Annotated in this window: 15 protein-coding genes; 11 read left to right on the forward strand and 4 right to left on the reverse strand. The window is 58.8% G+C overall.

The annotated features are described in order from the left end of the window. Positions 1-146 precede the first annotated feature (146 nt). Both alaS and TRM7557_RS19100 read left to right on the forward strand, forming a co-directional pair. Positions 147-2,798 carry an alanine--tRNA ligase gene (alaS, locus tag TRM7557_RS19095; RefSeq protein WP_058291822.1) on the forward strand — a complete coding sequence of 884 codons (2,652 nt, stop codon included), beginning with the start codon at positions 147-149 and terminating at the stop codon, positions 2,796-2,798. 3 nt (positions 2,799-2,801) lie between these two features. Beyond that, positions 2,802-3,089, forward strand: a complete 288-nt coding sequence (locus TRM7557_RS19100) for a DUF1330 domain-containing protein (RefSeq protein ID WP_058291823.1) — start codon at positions 2,802-2,804, stop codon at positions 3,087-3,089. Between the two features lie 170 nt (positions 3,090-3,259). Here TRM7557_RS19100 and typA read toward each other — a convergent pair whose 3' ends face one another. Then, positions 3,260-5,080 (reverse strand): translational GTPase TypA, encoded by a 1,821-nt coding sequence (gene typA / locus TRM7557_RS19105; RefSeq protein ID WP_058291824.1) that lies wholly within the window; start codon positions 5,078-5,080, stop codon positions 3,260-3,262. A gap of 391 nt (positions 5,081-5,471) precedes the next feature. Between typA and TRM7557_RS19110 the strand changes: the two genes are divergently transcribed. Beyond that, complete coding sequence (locus tag TRM7557_RS19110) at positions 5,472-5,765, forward strand: hypothetical protein (RefSeq protein WP_058291825.1); 294 nt, start codon at positions 5,472-5,474, stop codon at positions 5,763-5,765. After that, positions 5,756-7,333, forward strand: a complete 1,578-nt coding sequence (locus TRM7557_RS19115) for a methyl-accepting chemotaxis protein (RefSeq protein WP_058291826.1) — start codon at positions 5,756-5,758, stop codon at positions 7,331-7,333. Before TRM7557_RS19110 ends, TRM7557_RS19115 begins: the two co-directional genes overlap by 10 nt. A 65-nt stretch (positions 7,334-7,398) precedes the next feature. Here the strand turns inward: TRM7557_RS19115 and TRM7557_RS19120 are convergent, their stop codons facing one another. Genes TRM7557_RS19120 through TRM7557_RS19130 form a run of 3 tightly spaced genes read right to left on the reverse strand, consistent with a single transcriptional unit; the run spans position 7,399 to position 9,468 of the window. Next, positions 7,399-8,562: an HD domain-containing protein gene (locus TRM7557_RS19120; protein WP_058291827.1), complete on the reverse strand. Its 1,164-nt coding sequence runs from the start codon at positions 8,560-8,562 to the stop codon at positions 7,399-7,401. A gap of 1 nt (position 8,563) precedes the next feature. Then, positions 8,564-8,815, reverse strand: a complete 252-nt coding sequence (locus TRM7557_RS19125) for a hypothetical protein (RefSeq protein WP_058291828.1) — start codon at positions 8,813-8,815, stop codon at positions 8,564-8,566. After that, a complete protein-coding gene (locus tag TRM7557_RS19130) occupies positions 8,815-9,468 on the reverse strand; it encodes an alpha/beta hydrolase (protein ID WP_058291829.1) in 654 nt (217 codons plus the stop codon). The genes TRM7557_RS19125 and TRM7557_RS19130 overlap by 1 nt, the downstream gene beginning before the upstream one ends. A gap of 191 nt (positions 9,469-9,659) precedes the next feature. Between TRM7557_RS19130 and iscR the strand changes: the two genes are divergently transcribed. The 7 genes from iscR (at position 9,660) to TRM7557_RS19165 (ending at position 15,962) form a co-directional block, all read left to right on the forward strand. After that, positions 9,660-10,118, forward strand: coding sequence for a Fe-S cluster assembly transcriptional regulator IscR (gene iscR / locus TRM7557_RS19135; RefSeq protein WP_058291830.1), 459 nt, complete (start codon positions 9,660-9,662; stop codon positions 10,116-10,118). A 47-nt stretch (positions 10,119-10,165) separates the two neighbouring features. Beyond that, positions 10,166-11,209, forward strand: coding sequence for a cysteine desulfurase family protein (locus TRM7557_RS19140; protein ID WP_058291831.1), 1,044 nt, complete (start codon positions 10,166-10,168; stop codon positions 11,207-11,209). A gap of 20 nt (positions 11,210-11,229) precedes the next feature. Continuing rightward, on the forward strand, positions 11,230-12,750 hold the full coding sequence (gene sufB / locus TRM7557_RS19145; RefSeq protein WP_058291903.1) for a Fe-S cluster assembly protein SufB: 1,521 nt from the start codon (positions 11,230-11,232) through the stop codon (positions 12,748-12,750). Between the two features lie 39 nt (positions 12,751-12,789). Beyond that, positions 12,790-13,104: a heavy metal-binding domain-containing protein gene (locus TRM7557_RS19150; protein WP_058291832.1), complete on the forward strand. Its 315-nt coding sequence runs from the start codon at positions 12,790-12,792 to the stop codon at positions 13,102-13,104. Between the two features lie 145 nt (positions 13,105-13,249). Continuing rightward, positions 13,250-13,810 (forward strand): hypothetical protein, encoded by a 561-nt coding sequence (locus TRM7557_RS19155; protein WP_058291833.1) that lies wholly within the window; start codon positions 13,250-13,252, stop codon positions 13,808-13,810. 116 nt (positions 13,811-13,926) lie between these two features. Further along, on the forward strand, positions 13,927-14,682 hold the full coding sequence (gene sufC / locus TRM7557_RS19160) for a Fe-S cluster assembly ATPase SufC (protein ID WP_058291834.1): 756 nt from the start codon (positions 13,927-13,929) through the stop codon (positions 14,680-14,682). Then, positions 14,682-15,962, forward strand: coding sequence for a SufB/SufD family protein (locus TRM7557_RS19165; RefSeq protein ID WP_058291835.1), 1,281 nt, complete (start codon positions 14,682-14,684; stop codon positions 15,960-15,962). Before sufC ends, TRM7557_RS19165 begins: the two co-directional genes overlap by 1 nt. Positions 15,963-15,965 lie beyond the last annotated feature (3 nt).

Genomic DNA, 15,965 nt, shown 5'->3' on the forward strand with positions numbered 1-15,965 from the left:
GTGTTTTTGCGGGGCTGCACGGGTGTTAAGTCGTTGCGAAACTTGAGGTCAGACCCCCATGGCGCATTTTGATGAGTAGACAGCCCCGCGCACGCGCGATAAACCGCTGAGGACTGTTATAAACCACCAATGAGAGCGCCTTTTCGATGCCCAGCTTGAACGACATCCGGTCGACTTTCCTGAACTACTTTGCCAAGCAGGGCCACGAGGTTGTGGACTCCAGCCCGCTGGTGCCGCGCAATGACCCCACCTTGATGTTCACCAACTCGGGCATGGTGCAGTTCAAGAACTGCTTCACCGGGGTTGAGCGCCGCGACTATACCCGCGCGACCACCGCGCAGAAATGTGTCCGCGCCGGCGGCAAGCACAATGACCTCGACAATGTGGGCTATACCGCGCGTCACCACACTTTCTTTGAAATGCTGGGGAACTTCTCCTTTGGCGACTATTTCAAAAAAGAAGCGATCCCCTTTGCCTGGGAGCTGATCACCAAGGAATTCGATATTCCGAAGGACAAGCTCTATACCACCGTCTATCACACCGATGACGAAGCGTTTGAAATCTGGAAGAAAATGGGCGTGCCCGAGGACCGGATCATTCGCATCGCCACCTCGGACAACTTCTGGCAGATGGGTGACACCGGCCCCTGCGGCCCCTGCACCGAAATTTTCTATGATCACGGCGACCACATCTGGGGTGGCCCTCCGGGTTCTCCGGAAGAAGATGGCGACCGCTTTATCGAGATCTGGAACGTTGTTTTCATGCAGAACGAACGTTTTGCAGATGGCTCCATGACCGATCTGGACATGCAGTCCATTGACACCGGCATGGGTCTGGAACGCATTGCGGCATTGCTGCAGGGCACCCACGACAACTATGAAACCGATCTGTTCAAGGCGCTGATCGAAGCCTCGGCGGATGCCACGAGCACCGATCCGTTTGGCGACCAGAACGTGCACCACCGGGTGATTGCGGACCACCTGCGGTCTTGTTCCTTCCTGATCGCCGAAGGTGTGCTGCCGTCGAACGAAGGCCGGGGCTATGTGCTGCGCCGCATTATGCGCCGCGCCATGCGCCATGCCTCGCTGCTCGGCGCAAAAGACCCGGTGATGCACAAGCTGGTGCCTGCGCTGGTTCAGAAAATGGGCGGTGCCTATCCGGAACTGGGGCAGGGTCAGGCCCTGATCGAAGAAACCTTCGAGCAGGAAGAAACCCGCTTCCTCAAGACGCTGGATCGTGGTCTGAAACTGCTGGACGATGCCTCGGTGGATCTGAGCAAGGGCGACACCCTGCCGGGGGAAACCGCGTTCAAGCTCTATGACACCTACGGCTTCCCGCTCGACCTGACCCAGGACGCGTTGCGCGCCAAAGAGATCGAGGTCGACACCGACGGTTTTGACGCCGCAATGAAGGCGCAGAAAGAACAGTCTCGCGCAGGCGGCATTGGTCTGGGCGAAGCGGCAGATGTGAAGGTTTACTTTGACATTCTGGACGAAGCTGGCCCGACCGAATTCCTCGGCTATGAAACCGAAAAGGCCGAAGGTCAGATCGCGGCCATCGTCAAAGATGGCGCGCGCGTGGACGCGGCGGCCAAGGGCGATCAGGTTCAGATTATCCTGAACCAGACCCCGTTTTACGGCGAAAGCGGCGGTCAGGTGGGCGACACAGGTCAGCTGACCGTTGAGGGCGGCACAGCCAAGATCACCGACACCAAGAAGGTCGAAGGCCTGTTCCTGCACATCGGCGAAGTGACCGAAGGCGAGATTAAGGTTGGCGTTGGGGCCGAGTTGGAAGTGGATCACGCCCGTCGTGCGCAGATCCGGGCCAACCACTCTGCCACTCACCTGCTGCACGAAGCTCTGCGCAATGCGCTCGGTGAACATGTGGCGCAGAAGGGGTCGCTCAATGCAGCCGACCGTCTGCGGTTTGATTTCAGCCACGGCAAAGGTCTCTCAGCTGCGGAACTGGTGCAGGTTGCCGCCGAAGTGAATGATTTCATTCGCCAAAACACCACAGTGTCGACCCGGATCATGACCCCGGATGACGCCCGCGACATGGGTGCGCAGGCGCTGTTTGGTGAGAAATACGGCGAAGAGGTCCGCGTGGTCTCCATGGGCAGTGCCCCCACTGGCAAAGGCGCGGATGGCAACACCTACTCGATCGAGCTCTGTGGCGGCACGCATGTCAAACAGACCGGTGACATTGGTACCTTTGTGATCCTTGGCGACTCCGCGTCGTCGGCTGGCGTGCGCCGGATTGAAGCGCTGACCGGTGCGGCGGCCTTTGAACATCTGGATCGCGAAGCGACCCGCATGGGTGAAATCGCAGCCGCGCTGAAAACCCAGCCTGCGGATGTCATGGATCGCCTGAAGGCGATGATGGATGAACGCAAGGCGCTGCAGAACGAGATCTCGAACCTGAAGCAACAGGTCGCTATGGGCGGTGGCTCTGGTGGTGGTGCCGAGGCGAAAGAGATCGGCGGCAAGAAGTTCCTGGCGCAAGCGCTGCAAGGCGTGTCCGGCAAGGATCTGCGCGGCCTGATCGATGCCCACAAGCAGAACCTCGGCTCTGGCGTTGTCCTGCTGATCGCCGAAGATGATGGCAAGGTTGCTGTCGCGGCGGGGGTCACCGACGATCTGACAGCTGAGATCTCTGCTGTGGACGTGCTGAAAGCAGCCGTACCGGCCGTTGGCGGCAAGGGCGGCGGTGGTCGTCCCGACATGGCGCAGGGTGGCGGCAAGGATTTCGCGGGCGCTGATGAGGCGATCAAACTCGCAGAACAGCTGTTGGAGGGCTGAACAATGGGCGCACTTTGGATTGCACATGTGACTGTGACCGACACAGAGGCCTATGGCAAATATGCCGAGCTTGCGGGCCCGGCGATTGCCAAACACGGCGGTGAGTTCATCGCCCGTGCGGGTCGCTTTGTTCAGCTGGAAGGCAAAGAGCGCCCGCGCAATGTGGTGGCAAAATTTGCCAGCGTCGAAGCGGCTGTCGATTGCTACAACAGCCCGGAATATCAGGAAGCCCTGAGCCACGCCAAAGGCGCCTCTGAGCGGGAACTTCTGGTGGTGGAAACCACGGACTGATCCGAAGATCCTATAGAAATGCAAAGAAGGGCGCCAACTGGGCGCCCTTTCTTTTTGTCTGTGCTGTCCGGACCCGGTCAGCAGAACATTGTTCGCGTTTAACCGCAGGCAAAGAAAAAAGGCCGCCGAACCGGCGACCTTTTGCAGTTTTGTCTGTACGAAGCCGCAGCTTAGGCGTTGGCTTTTGCCATCCGCTTACGCTCGTGCGGGTCAAGGTAGCGCTTGCGCAGACGCACGTTGTTCGGTGTCACTTCCACCAGCTCATCGTCATCGATATAAGCAATCGCTTCTTCGAGGCTCAGGGTCATCGGCGTGGTCAGGCGCACCGCATCGTCGGTGCCGGACGCGCGCACGTTGGTCAGTTTCTTACCTTTCAGCGGGTTCACTTCCAGGTCGTTTTCCCGGCTGTGTTCGCCAATGATCATGCCCTGATAGACATCTTCCTGCGCGCCGATCATCATCTTGCCGCGCTCTTCCAGGTTCCACAGCGCGTAAGCGACCGAGGTGCCGTTCTCCATAGAGATCAGAACACCGGCGCGACGGCCCGGGATCGCACCTTTGTGCGGGGTCCAGCCGTGGAATACGCGGTTCAGAACACCGGTGCCGCGGGTGTCGGTCAGGAATTCGCCGTGATAGCCGATCAGGCCGCGCGACGGAACATGGGCGATAATGCGGGTCTTGCCTGCGCCTGCGGGCTTCATCTCGACCAGCTCACCTTTGCGGTGGCCGGTGAGCTTTTCGATCACAACGCCAGAGTATTCGTCATCCACGTCGATGGTGGCTTCTTCGACCGGCTCCATGCGCACGCCGTCCTGTTCGTCGAACAGAACCTGCGGACGGGAGATCGACAGCTCGAACCCTTCGCGACGCATGTTTTCGATCAGAACGCCCATCTGCAGTTCGCCACGGCCCGCGACCTCGAAGGCCTCGCCGCCGGGGGTGTCGGTGATCTGGATCGCCACGTTGGATTCCGCTTCCTTCATCAGGCGGTCACGGATCACGCGGGACTGAACCTTTTTGCCGTCACGACCCGCCAGAGGGCTGTCGTTGATGCCAAAGGTCACGGTGATGGTCGGCGGATCGATCGGCTGTGCGGGCAGCGGGTTTTCCACGCTCGGGTCCAGCAGAGAGTCCGCAACGGTGGCTTTGGTCATGCCAGCAACGGACACGATGTCGCCTGCTTCGGCCACGTCAATCGGCTGTTGCGCCAGACCGCGGAACGCCAGCACTTTGGTGCAGCGGAAGTTCTCAATCAGCTCGCCTTCGCGGCTCAGCGCCTTGATGCTGTCGCCGACTTTCAGGGTGCCGGATTCAACGCGGCCCGTGAGGATGCGGCCCATGAACGGGTCGGACCCCAGGGTGGTTGCCAGCATCTGGAAGGGTTCGTCTTTTTTCGCGATCTGCGCGGGTGCGGGCACGTGTTCCACGATCAGGTCGAACAGAGCAGAGAGGTCCTTGCGCGGGCCGTCCAGTTCCATGTCAGCCCAGCCAGAGCGGCCGGATGCGTACATGGAGGGGAAGTCCAGCTGTTCGTCGGTGGCGCCGAGGTTGGCAAACAGGTCAAAACACTGGTCCAGCGCGCGGTCCGGTTCGCCATCGGGTTTGTCGACTTTGTTCACAACCACAATCGGACGCAGGCCCAGAGCCAGCGCTTTGGAGGTCACGAATTTGGTCTGCGGCATCGGGCCTTCGGCGGCGTCCACCAGCAGAACCACGCCATCTACCATAGAGAGGATGCGTTCCACTTCGCCCCCAAAGTCGGCGTGGCCGGGGGTGTCGACGATATTGATGCGGGTGTCTTTCCATTCGACCGAAGTTGCCTTCGCCAGAATGGTAATGCCGCGTTCGCGTTCCAGATCGTTGCTGTCCATGGCACGTTCTGCCACGGCCTGGTTCTCGCGGAACGCACCGGATTGTTTCAGAAGCTCGTCAACCAGCGTTGTCTTGCCGTGGTCAACGTGCGCGATGATCGCAATATTGCGCAGGTCCATGGGTGTATGCCTTTGAATGGAGGTTGCGCCGCGCATAGCGCGATCTGGGCTTAAAGGCCAGAGGAAATCCTTCTTTCGCCAGGAAGGCCGCAGCGACACGGCCCTGCAGCGGCAGATTTCGGCGCGGGCTGCTGTGGTCGCGCCTTTGAAAGCGAAAATTCTTGAAGCGCCGCCCGGTGGCAACAGAAAATCAATATGTGCACTTCATATGTCGCTTTGATCCAATTTTGATGCCCTCATGCCGTCGGAGCCCTTCGCTAAAGTTTGAAGCTTTTCTGCGCCCAAATTTGCTTTTTCCAAATGAAAACCCTGATCACCCGGCGTCACTGCGTGGCTCTGGTAACTTTTTGTGAGTGCTTAATGGGCTACTCACGGTAGCAGAGGTGATCGTATGGGGAAATTCACAGTGGTATGTGCGGCCATCTTGGCCGTTGCGGCAGCGCCCTTAATGTTTCTGGCTGTGGCCGGTGGCGTTTCAGAGCCGGGGGTTGCCCTGATTGTAGCGCGTCCTGGCTTGTCGCCAGAGACGATCATTGCCGCCGCAGGTTTGGCCGAGATCGGCCCGGAACGAGCACCCTTTGGTGCTTTTGCCCAGATCGACACACTTGATGACGTGAAAAAACTCCAGCAGGCGGGTGCCGTCTTTGTGCTGGATGGCAGAAAGGTCTTGGAACTATGTTCTTGAAGGATATTCTGACCCGCCCGGAGCGGTCAGAGGCGGGACAGGGCGATGAGTGGCGCGTTTTGCAGATCGCAAACTGGCTCTTTGTGCCAACGCCGATGTTGGTCAGCCTGTTTTTGAATGATGCAATGCCGTGGTGGCTGATGGGGGGCTTGGGCGCGGCTTTTGGTGCGCTGGCCTATTTTGCGAAATTTCTGAAATCAGACACCCGTGATTTCATGATCAGCTTCAGCTTTGTGGCGCATTGCGTGCTGTTCACAATGTCTTTTGTGGGTCACCCGTGGCAGATCGACAGCCATATGCTGTTCTTTGCCTCGTTGGCGATTGTCTCCACGCTTTATAATCCGCAGGCTCTGCTGTTTGCGACCGTTCTGGTGGCGGTGCATCACCTGTCGTTCAGTTTCCTTTTGCCGCAAATGGTCTATCCCGCCGGCAGCTCGGCAGAAAACCTGTCGCGCACGCTGATGCATGCGGTGATTGTTGTGGTCGAAACCGGCGTTCTGCTGGTGGGGCAGCTGAAGCGCATTCAGGCGGACCGCGAAGTGGTGGCGCAGGGCAAGGCCGCCAAAGATCAGGCCATGGCCGCAGAAGAAGCGCAGGCGCGATCGCAAGAGGCGGAACGCGATGCCTTTGAGGTGGTGCAGGTCTTTGGCGATCATCTGGGCCGCATGGCGCGTGGGGATCTGTCCTGCAAAATTCATGCAACCTTCCCCGAGGCTTATGTCCGCGTCAAAGAGGACTTCAACAGTCTGGCCGACACGCTGGGCAACCGCATTGGGGCCGCGCAGGAAACGGCGCTCGACTTCCGCAGTCAGGCAGGCGAAGTCGCTGGCGCGGTGGACAGTCTGTCTGGCCGCACAGAGTCGCAGGCCGCAACGCTGACCGAAACCACGGCCGCGCTTCAGGAGCTGTCCAGCTCTGTGCAGAAGAGCGCGGAAGATTCCGGCGCAGCAAGTGACCGGGCCCGTGGGGCGCAGACTGATGCGGAAAACAGCGGTGATGTCATGAAGGCGGCAGTTGAAGCAATGGCCGGCATTCAGGCGTCGTCGCAAGAGATTTCGACCATTATTGATGTGATCGAGGATATCTCTTTCCAGACCAATCTGCTGGCGCTGAACGCCGGTGTTGAGGCCGCACGTGCCGGCGAAAGTGGGCGTGGCTTTGCGGTGGTCGCGGCCGAGGTCCGGGCGCTGGCGCAACGCACCGCAGATGCGGCCAATCAGGTCAAAGGCCTGATCGGAACCAGTGCGGGGCAGGTTCAGGAAGGCTCTGATCTGGTGAATGAGGCCGGTCAGGCGCTGCAGTCGATTGTACAGCGCGTGACCGAAACTTCCGAGCTGATTGACGGGATTTCCGGCACCTCGCGCGAGCAGGCCTCTGCCCTGAAGGAAATGGCAGAAGCGCTGGGTCTGTTGGACAACGCAACCCAGACCAATGCGGCGATGGTCGAAGAGATGACGGCCATGAGTGCGCGGATGGACAATCAGTCCCGCGACCTGACCGAAGTGCTGGCTCATTTTGAGAGCGGGAGCAGCAGCACGCAGAAGCCGCCGCTTGCCTCCGTCGCCTAAGCGCCGGTCTTCGGTTCAAGATGAAAGAAGCCCCGCCTTATGCGGGGCTTTTTGCTGTCTGAGCGTCAGAGGCGGCCGTGTTCTGCGAACCACGGGGTGATTTCATCCAAAAGATGCTGCCAGACCCGCAGAGAGCCCCGGCGCACCTTGTCGCCCACACGCGCTTCCAGCTGCGGCAGGCGGACGTCATATTCGACCCAGCTGCCGCCATTGGTCAGCAGGTTCAGCAAGACGGGCTGAACCCGGTCCATTGCCTTGGCAAAGCGCGCATCTTTGCTGTCTGCGGCCTCGAACTCCTGCCAGATCGACAGCATCGCATCCCCTTGTGCGTCGGGCAGCAGGCCAAAGATGCGCTTGGCAGCGGCTTGTTCCTCGGCCTCGATCGCGGCCAGCTGTTCTGCGCTGGGTGCCGCGTGGATCGGCACATCGCCTGCGTCGATTTCCACCAGATCATGCAGCAGCAGCATCTGCAGTACGCGATCGATCTGAATGTCGTCTTCGGCAAAATCTGCAAGGATCAGCGCAAACATCATAATATGCCAGCTGTGCTCGCCCGAGTTTTCTTGACGGCTGCCCGACCCAATGCGGGTTGCGCGGTGGATGTGTTTGAGCTTATCGGCCTCGTTCACAAAGGCAATCTGACGTGCAAGGTCGCCCTCAAGCGGCGCGTTGGCGTCTTCGAGCAGGCGCTGCATTGCGTTAAACGCCTCTGGCAGGCGGTCTTGGACACTGCGGGCGCGGCCGGTTTCAAGGTTTTCCCGGCAGATCGCCAGATGATCGGGCAGGCGGGGTGCGCCGCACAGGGTCTGCACCAGCGGCTGCAACCGATCAAGCGCCTTGGCAAACCGCGCATCCGCGCTTTGGTCGGATTCAAACTCTTGCCATAGATCCAGGTATTGCGCGCCATCCGGCAGCAGGCCAAAGATCCGCGCAGCCGCCGCCTGTTCACGCACCTCGACCTCTTGCCAGTCCACGGCCTCGTGGATCGGGTGATCGCCGACTTCGATTTCCACAATGTCATGGATCAGCAGCATGGTAATGACGCGGGTGATGTTCACGTCATCGGCGGCATGTGGTGCAAAAGCCAGCGCATAGAGCGCCAGATGCCAGCTGTGTTCGGCAGAATTTTCCCGCCGCGCGCCATCGAGCAGCAGATTGTGCCGCGTTATCCCGCGCAACCCCTCGATTTCTTTGAGAAACTCGAAGTGCGGCGCAAGGGATTGGGGCATTTTACTGTTCCGGTTTGGGAGCTTGAGATTCAAGCGCGGCCTTGGCGGCCGCAACTTTTGTGTTCAGGAACTCTCGGGCCTTGCGTTCAGCAAGGCGGACACGCATTTCGGTCAGAAAGGCTTCTTCCAAGGATTGAGAGGCCGCTGCCAGAACCTGGGCGACCTCTGTATAGAGCCTGTCTTCTTGCAAGGCGTCTTGGACCTTGAGCGTGTCCTCGGCCAGCTTTTCAGCCAGCCGATCGATCGTTGACATTAGCGGGTGTTCTCCGTCAGGCGGCGCTTCACGTAGTCGGAAACATCGCCGATCATGGTGTCCATGTGCTGCTCTTGGAAGAAATGGTCCGCACCTTCCACCTCGTTGTGGGTGATGGTGATGCCTTTCTGCTCATGCAGCTTGTTCACCAGGTTCAGCGTATCTGCGGGCGGGGCCACGCGGTCGGCTGTGCCGTTGATGATCAGGCCCGAAGACGGGCAGGGCGCCAGGAACGAGAAGTCATACATGTTTGCAGGCGGCGCGACGGAGATAAATCCGGTGATTTCGGGACGGCGCATCAGAAGCTGCATGCCAATCCAGGCGCCGAACGAGAACCCAGCCACCCAGCAGTGCTTGGAGTTGGAGTTCATCGACTGCAAATAATCCAGAGCGGATGCCGCATCGGACAGCTCACCTACGCCCTGGTCGTATTCACCCTGGCTGCGGCCCACGCCACGGAAATTAAACCGCAGGACCGTGAACCCCATATTGTAGAACGCATAGTGGAGGTTATAGACCACTTTGTTGTTCATGGTGCCGCCGAACTGCGGGTGCGGATGCAGGACGATGGCAATCGGCGCGTCGCGTTCTTTCTGCGGATGGTAACGGCCTTCAAGGCGGCCTTCGGGTCCAGGGAAAATGACCTCGGGCATGGGTGGGTTAATCCTACTCTCATTTTGCGGGAATGCACGGTGGATATACTTGACGCATTCCCTCGGGCACCTTAGAACGGTTCTAAACAGAGCGCGCAAAAGTTCGGCCCCGTCCCGCTGAAATAAGGGTTGACGGGACAATCGTCAATCAATTGCTGCGTTTGGATGATCGGACGAAGGGAACTAGGGCGATGAAACTCTCGACCAAGGGGCGTTATGCCATGGTGGCGCTGACAGATATTGCGCTGCAACCTGCCGGCGGGCTGGTGGTTTTGTCCGAAATCTCCAAACGTCAGGATATCTCTTTGCCGTATCTCGAACAGCTCTTTGTGAAGCTGCGCCGCGCGGGACTTGTGGAGTCTGTGCGGGGTCCGGGAGGCGGGTATCGTCTTGCCATGGCGCCGTCGGACATTCGGATTGTCGATGTGCTGGCCGCGGTGGATGAAACTGTCGATGCCATGCACAAAGGGGCAGGGGCGTCCGGTGGCTCCAGTGGCAGCCGCGCGCAGTCCCTGACCAACCGCCTGTGGGAAGGTCTGAGCGCCCATGTCTACGTGTTTCTGCACCAGACCCGGCTCAGCGACATTATCAAGAACGACCTCGCCCCCTGTCCGGCGGTTCCAAACCTGTTTGCCGTTGTTGACGACTGACGCGGGCGGATGGCTCGGACCTGAAATCTGCTGAAAAAGATGACTCCATGACACGTGTTTACCTGGACCACAATGCGACCGCGCCGCTGCGGCCCGAAGCGCGCGATGCCATGATCGCCGCAATGGATCTGTGTGGAAACCCGTCGTCGGTCCATGCCGAAGGCCGTGCGGCAAAGGCGCTGGTCGAAAAAGCGCGAGGCCAGATTGCTGCGGCCTTTGGGGCAGATGGGGCGGATATTGTTTTTACCTCCGGGTCCACCGAAGGGGCGTCGCTTGCGATTGGCGGGCGCAAACTGCATGGTGCACCTGTTGAGCATGACGCTGTAAGGGCTTGGACACACGAGGATCTTTCGGTGTCCCCGACGGGGGAAGTCACCGTGACGGATCCCGCAAACAGCACCCTTCAGTTGGCCAATTCCGAAACCGGTGTCCTGCAAAAGCTTCCTGATGGCCTGGCCGTGACAGATGCGACGCAGGCTTTTGGCAAGCTGCCAATCTCCTTTAACTGGATGGGGGCGACCATGGCCCTTGCCTCGGCTCATAAATTTGGTGGCCCCAAGGGAATTGGCGCGGTTCTTTTGAAGCGTGGCACGGATTTGCCTGCGCAAATTCGCGGTGGCGGTCAAGAGATGGGGCGTCGCTCTGGCACCGAAAACATCATTGGAATCGCGGGCTTCGGTGCCGCAGCTGAAGCGGCAGCCAAGGATCTTGCAGAGGGTGTCTGGGAGCGGGTTTCTGAAATTAGAATAATTCTAGAAAAAGCTCTTGCAGCTGAGGCACCACAGACTATTTTAGTCGGAAATGAGGCCGCACGCCTTCCAAATACCTTATGTTTCGCTACCCCCGGCTGGAAGGGCGAGACACAGGTGATGCAGATGGATTTGGCGGGTTTTGCGATCAGTGCAGGCAGCGCCTGCTCGAGCGGCAAAGTCCGCGCCAGCGCCGTTCTGACGGCCATGGGATACGACGAGGAAACAGCACAAGGCGCGGTGCGCGTCTCGCTGGGGCCCGAAACAACAGAAACCGATGTGCTGCGCTTTGCCGAGGCGTGGTGCGCAAAGGAAAAGAAACATCGTGCCCGCCGGGCGTGATTTTCCAAGGAGAAGACGACATGGCCGCATTGGACCAGTTTGAAGCCAAGGAAGGTGTCGACCAGGAGACCGTGGATGCGGTCCGCGAGGTCAGCACCTATAAATACGGTTGGGACACCGACATCGAGATGGAATACGCCCCCAAAGGCGTGAACCCCGATATCGTGCGTCTGATCTCGGAAAAGAACGAAGAGCCCGAATGGATGCTGGAATGGCGTCTGGCGGCGTTCGAGCGCTGGACCCAGAAAGAAGAGCCCAAGTGGGCGATGGTGAACTACCCGGAAATCGATTTCCAGGACCAGTACTACTATGCGCGTCCCAAATCCATGGAGACCAAGCCGAAGTCTCTGGATGAGGTCGATCCCAAGCTTCTGGCCACTTACGAAAAGCTTGGTATCCCGTTGAAAGAACAGATGATTTTGGCAGGCGTCGAAGGCGCCGAGGACATGCCAACCGAAGGCCGCAAGGTCGCGGTGGATGCGGTGTTTGACTCCGTTTCCGTGGGCACGACCTTCCAGGCCGAACTGAAAAAGGCAGGTGTCATCTTCTGTTCGATCTCCGAAGCGATCAAAGAACACCCGGAGCTGGTCAAGAAATACCTCGGCTCTGTTGTGCCGGTCACCGACAACTTCTATGCGACCCTGAACTCTGCCGTGTTCTCGGATGGCTCCTTTGTGTACATCCCGCCGGGCGTGCGCTGCCCGATGGAGCTGTCCACCTATTTCCGCATCAACGCGGAAAACACCGGCCAGTTCGAACGCACCCTGATCATCGCGGATAAAGGTAGCTATGTCAGCTACTTGGAGGGCTGTACTGCACCGCAACGCGACACCGCCCAGCTGCACGCAGCGGTGGTTGAGATCATCATCGAAGAAGATGCCGAAGTAAAATACTCCACCGTTCAGAACTGGTTCCCCGGGGACGAGAACGGCAAGGGCGGCATCTACAACTTTGTGACCAAACGCGCAGATTGCCGTGGCGCTCGCTCCAAGGTGATGTGGACGCAGGTCGAGACCGGCTCTGCCGTAACTTGGAAATACCCGTCCTGCATCCTGCGCGGCGAAGAAAGCCAGGGAGAATTCTACTCCATCGCCATCGCCAACAATATGCAGCAGGCCGACACCGGCACCAAAATGGTGCACCTGGGCAAAAACACCAAGTCGCGGATCGTCTCCAAAGGCATCTCGGCGGGCAAGGCGCAGAACACTTACCGTGGCCTCGTGTCGATGCACCCCAAGGCCAAGGACAGCCGGAACTACACCCAGTGTGACAGCCTGCTGATCGGCGACAAATGTGGCGCGCATACGGTTCCCTATATCGAGGTGAAGAACAACTCTTCCCGCGTGGAGCACGAAGCAACCACATCCAAGGTGGATGACGACCAGCTGTTCTACTGCCGCCAGCGCGGCATGGACGAAGAAGAAGCGGTCGCCCTGGTTGTGAACGGCTTCTGTAAGGACGTCCTGCAGGCGCTGCCGATGGAGTTCGCCATGGAAGCCCAGCAGTTGGTGGCGATCTCTCTGGAAGGTTCCGTCGGTTAATGTCGCTTCCAAAGGTAAAGAAAAAAAGGACCTGTTTCCATGATCGTAACCACCACTCCTAATGTCGAAGGCTATCAGATCGCTGAATACAAAGGCATCGTTGTGGGCGAAGCGATCATGGGGGCCAATGTGGTCCGGGATTTCTTTGCCTCGGTCACTGACATCGTCGGCGGCCGTTCGGGCGCATATGAAAGCAAGCTGCGGGACGCGCGCGAGACTGCCATGGCAGAGCTCGAAGATCATGCGCGCGCCCGCGGCGCAAACGCCGTGGTTGGCGTCGACATCGATTACGAGGTCGTCGCGGACAGCATGCTGATGGTCTCCGTCAGCGGCACCGCTGTGGTTTTGGGGTAAACCGAGATGCAGATGCAAATTAGGACATTGGCAAAGACTGTGTCGTGCCCGCCGCGCGGACACTTCCTGATTGCATCTCGTGTTCAATACTCGGTAAAATTGTCCGGAGATATTTTTTTCTTCGATTTGAATACGGACAATTTTTATGGAAACCACGCCACAGCCGTCCTTTCAGGACCGCGTCGATCGCATTTCTGCATCACACAAAGAAGCAGCCGAGCAACGCCGCTTAATGCTTGCAAATCTTCCCAAGGAAGAAAAAGTCAAAGTAAACAAGTGGTGGCAGGCCTTCACAATTGCCGTGGCGATCGCTTTTGGCATGGTGCTGCTATTCGTCGCGACATCCGCGCGAATGAGGCTGTATGGATACAGCGACGAGAGCGCGATGGTTCTCACGCTCGCCGATGTGTCAGGCGCATTGGCTTTGACCTGGGGGTTCGGGCAGTTTCAAAACAACTACAACCTGAAGAACAAATTGGCGCAGGCGGTCGGTATACTCCTCATGGCCGTCGGCATCCACAATCTTGCTTTCTGGTTTCCCGAAACCATGTCTCTGGCCATATCCGGCGACTGGGTCCGGCAGCAGCAGGTCGAAGCCGCGCCGAATTCTGTCCTTATCGGGCCGAAATACATACGTCTCAGCAAGCGCGACATGGAATATGGCGCCCCTCTAAATGTCACGCCCAAGGTGATTTACCGCGACTGACACTGCGGAACACCGGAACATCTCAATCACTGAAATTCGCGCGCAGCGTTGCGCGCCCTTTCTTGCTGTCGCGGTCACATTGACTGCGACACCTTTCTTAGGAATACGAGGTAAAAATGCTCGAAATCAAAAACCTGCACGTTAAACTTGAGGACGAAGACAAGGCCATCCTCAAAGGTCTGGACCTGAAGGTTGAGGCTGGCAAAGTGCACGCGATCATGGGCCCGAACGGCTCTGGTAAATCCACGCTGTCTTATGTTCTGTCCGGTCGTGACGGCTACGAGGTCACCGATGGCTCCGCGACGCTTGATGGCGAAGACCTGCTGGAACTGGAAGCAGAAGAACGCGCGGCACTGGGCATCTTCTTGGCGTTCCAATACCCGGTTGAAATCCCTGGTGTGGGCAACATGACCTTCCTGCGCACTGCCGTGAACGCACAGCGCAAAGCGCGTGGCGAAGAAGAGCTGTCCGCGACAGACTTCCTGAAAGAAGTCCGCGCCAAAGCGAAATCGCTGAAGATCGACGCCGACATGCTGAAGCGTCCGGTAAACGTCGGCTTCTCCGGTGGTGAGAAGAAGCGCAACGAGATCCTGCAGATGGCGATGCTGGAACCGAAGATGTGTATCCTTGACGAGACCGACTCTGGCCTCGACGTGGACGCGATGAAGCTGGTTTCCGAGGGCGTGAACGCGCTGCGTGACGAAGGTCGCGGTTTCCTGGTGATCACCCACTACCAGCGCCTGCTGGACCACATCAAACCGGATGTCGTGCACATTCTGGCCAATGGCCGCATTGTGAAAACCGGCGGCCCCGAGCTGGCGCTTGAGGTTGAAAACAACGGCTACGCCGACATTCTGGCAGAGGTGGAATAATGGCGCTTCCCGAAGTGAAACAAACCGCAACGGAGGCGCGTCTGGCCGCGCTTTCGCTGCCGACCGGTGGCTGTCTCGAGGCAGGCCGTCGCGCGGCTTTGGCGCGGGTGCAGGAAATGGGCCTGCCGGGCGCACGGGACGAATACTGGAAATACACCCGTCCCGAGACCCTTGTTCAGGCTGCTGCTCCGGAAGCGTCGGTCTTTGACGACGGCGAAGTGGCCATGTTCAACGAATTCGACCGCCTGCAGGTTGTCTTTGTGGATGGTGTTTTTGACGCCGAAGCCTCTGATGATCTGTCGCTGGAAGGCGTGACCATTGAACGCCTGTCTGACCTGAGTGCGAAAGATCTGCACTGGGCCAAGGACCTCTATGGTGTTCTTGAAGCGCGTGGTCAAAACCCGGTTGAACGCCCGCTGGCGGCGCTGAACACCGCGTTTGCCACCGATGGCGTGGTTGTTCACGTGACTGGCAAACCGTCCAAGCCGATCAATCTGGTCTATAAGCACGCAGAAACCGCGTCGGATGCGATCCTGCATCACGTGATCAAGGTCGACAGCGGCGCGGAAGCGACCATTCTGGAAAACGGCCCCGCGGCGTCGCGCTTTAACAAGGCGATGGAGATCGATGTTGCGGACGGCGGTTCCCTGCATCTGATCCGCGCACAGGGGCGCGACCACGAACGCCGCGCCGCAACGCATCTGTTTGCCCGCCTTGGAAAAGAAAGCGTTTTCAAGGCCTTCACGCTCACTGTGAATGGTGTCTTGACTCGCAACGAAGCCGTTGTTGAATTCCTTGGCGACGACGCCGTCGCGCATATTGCCGGTGCCTGTGTTGGTGATGGCGACTTCCATCACGATGACACCGTCTTCATCACGCATGACGCGGTGAACTGCGAAAGCCGTCAGGTGTTCAAAAAGGTTCTGCGCAATGGCGCAACCGGCGTGTTTCAGGGCAAGATCCTGGTGAAGGAAGGCGCGCAAAAGACTGACGGATATCAGATTTCTCAGTCTTTGCTGCTGGATGATGACAGCCAGTTCCTCGCCAAGCCAGAGCTCGAGATCTATGCCGACGACGTGGCCTGTTCGCATGGTTCCACTTCGGGTGCGATTGATGAGGAAGGCCTGTTCTACCTGCGGTCGCGCGGGGTTCCGCTGGCGGAAGCCACCGACCTGATGACATTGGCCTTCCTGGCTGAAGCCATCGAAGAGATCGAAGATACAGATCTGGGCACCGCCCTGATCGAGCGTCTGACGGGCTGGCTGGCCCGCCGCCGCTGATCT

The sequence above is a fragment of the Tritonibacter multivorans genome, assembly GCF_001458415.1.
GTDB classification, from domain to species: domain Bacteria; phylum Pseudomonadota; class Alphaproteobacteria; order Rhodobacterales; family Rhodobacteraceae; genus Epibacterium; species Epibacterium multivorans.

What these genes read in the sequence shown, in the direction of transcription:
- alaS (WP_058291822.1), top strand. Translation starts at nt 147, where the DNA reads ATGCCCAGCTTGAACGACATCCGGTCGACTTTCCTGAACTACTTTGCC.
- TRM7557_RS19100 (WP_058291823.1), top strand. Translation starts at nt 2,802, where the DNA reads ATGGGCGCACTTTGGATTGCACATGTGACTGTGACCGACACAGAGGCC.
- typA (WP_058291824.1), bottom strand. Translation starts at nt 5,080, where the DNA reads ATGGACCTGCGCAATATTGCGATCATCGCGCACGTTGACCACGGCAAG.
- TRM7557_RS19110 (WP_058291825.1), top strand. Translation starts at nt 5,472, where the DNA reads ATGGGGAAATTCACAGTGGTATGTGCGGCCATCTTGGCCGTTGCGGCA.
- TRM7557_RS19115 (WP_058291826.1), top strand. Translation starts at nt 5,756, where the DNA reads ATGTTCTTGAAGGATATTCTGACCCGCCCGGAGCGGTCAGAGGCGGGA.
- TRM7557_RS19120 (WP_058291827.1), bottom strand. Translation starts at nt 8,562, where the DNA reads ATGCCCCAATCCCTTGCGCCGCACTTCGAGTTTCTCAAAGAAATCGAG.
- TRM7557_RS19125 (WP_058291828.1), bottom strand. Translation starts at nt 8,815, where the DNA reads ATGTCAACGATCGATCGGCTGGCTGAAAAGCTGGCCGAGGACACGCTC.
- TRM7557_RS19130 (WP_058291829.1), bottom strand. Translation starts at nt 9,468, where the DNA reads ATGCCCGAGGTCATTTTCCCTGGACCCGAAGGCCGCCTTGAAGGCCGT.
- iscR (WP_058291830.1), top strand. Translation starts at nt 9,660, where the DNA reads ATGAAACTCTCGACCAAGGGGCGTTATGCCATGGTGGCGCTGACAGAT.
- TRM7557_RS19140 (WP_058291831.1), top strand. Translation starts at nt 10,166, where the DNA reads ATGACACGTGTTTACCTGGACCACAATGCGACCGCGCCGCTGCGGCCC.
- sufB (WP_058291903.1), top strand. Translation starts at nt 11,230, where the DNA reads ATGGCCGCATTGGACCAGTTTGAAGCCAAGGAAGGTGTCGACCAGGAG.
- TRM7557_RS19150 (WP_058291832.1), top strand. Translation starts at nt 12,790, where the DNA reads ATGATCGTAACCACCACTCCTAATGTCGAAGGCTATCAGATCGCTGAA.
- TRM7557_RS19155 (WP_058291833.1), top strand. Translation starts at nt 13,250, where the DNA reads ATGGAAACCACGCCACAGCCGTCCTTTCAGGACCGCGTCGATCGCATT.
- sufC (WP_058291834.1), top strand. Translation starts at nt 13,927, where the DNA reads ATGCTCGAAATCAAAAACCTGCACGTTAAACTTGAGGACGAAGACAAG.
- TRM7557_RS19165 (WP_058291835.1), top strand. Translation starts at nt 14,682, where the DNA reads ATGGCGCTTCCCGAAGTGAAACAAACCGCAACGGAGGCGCGTCTGGCC.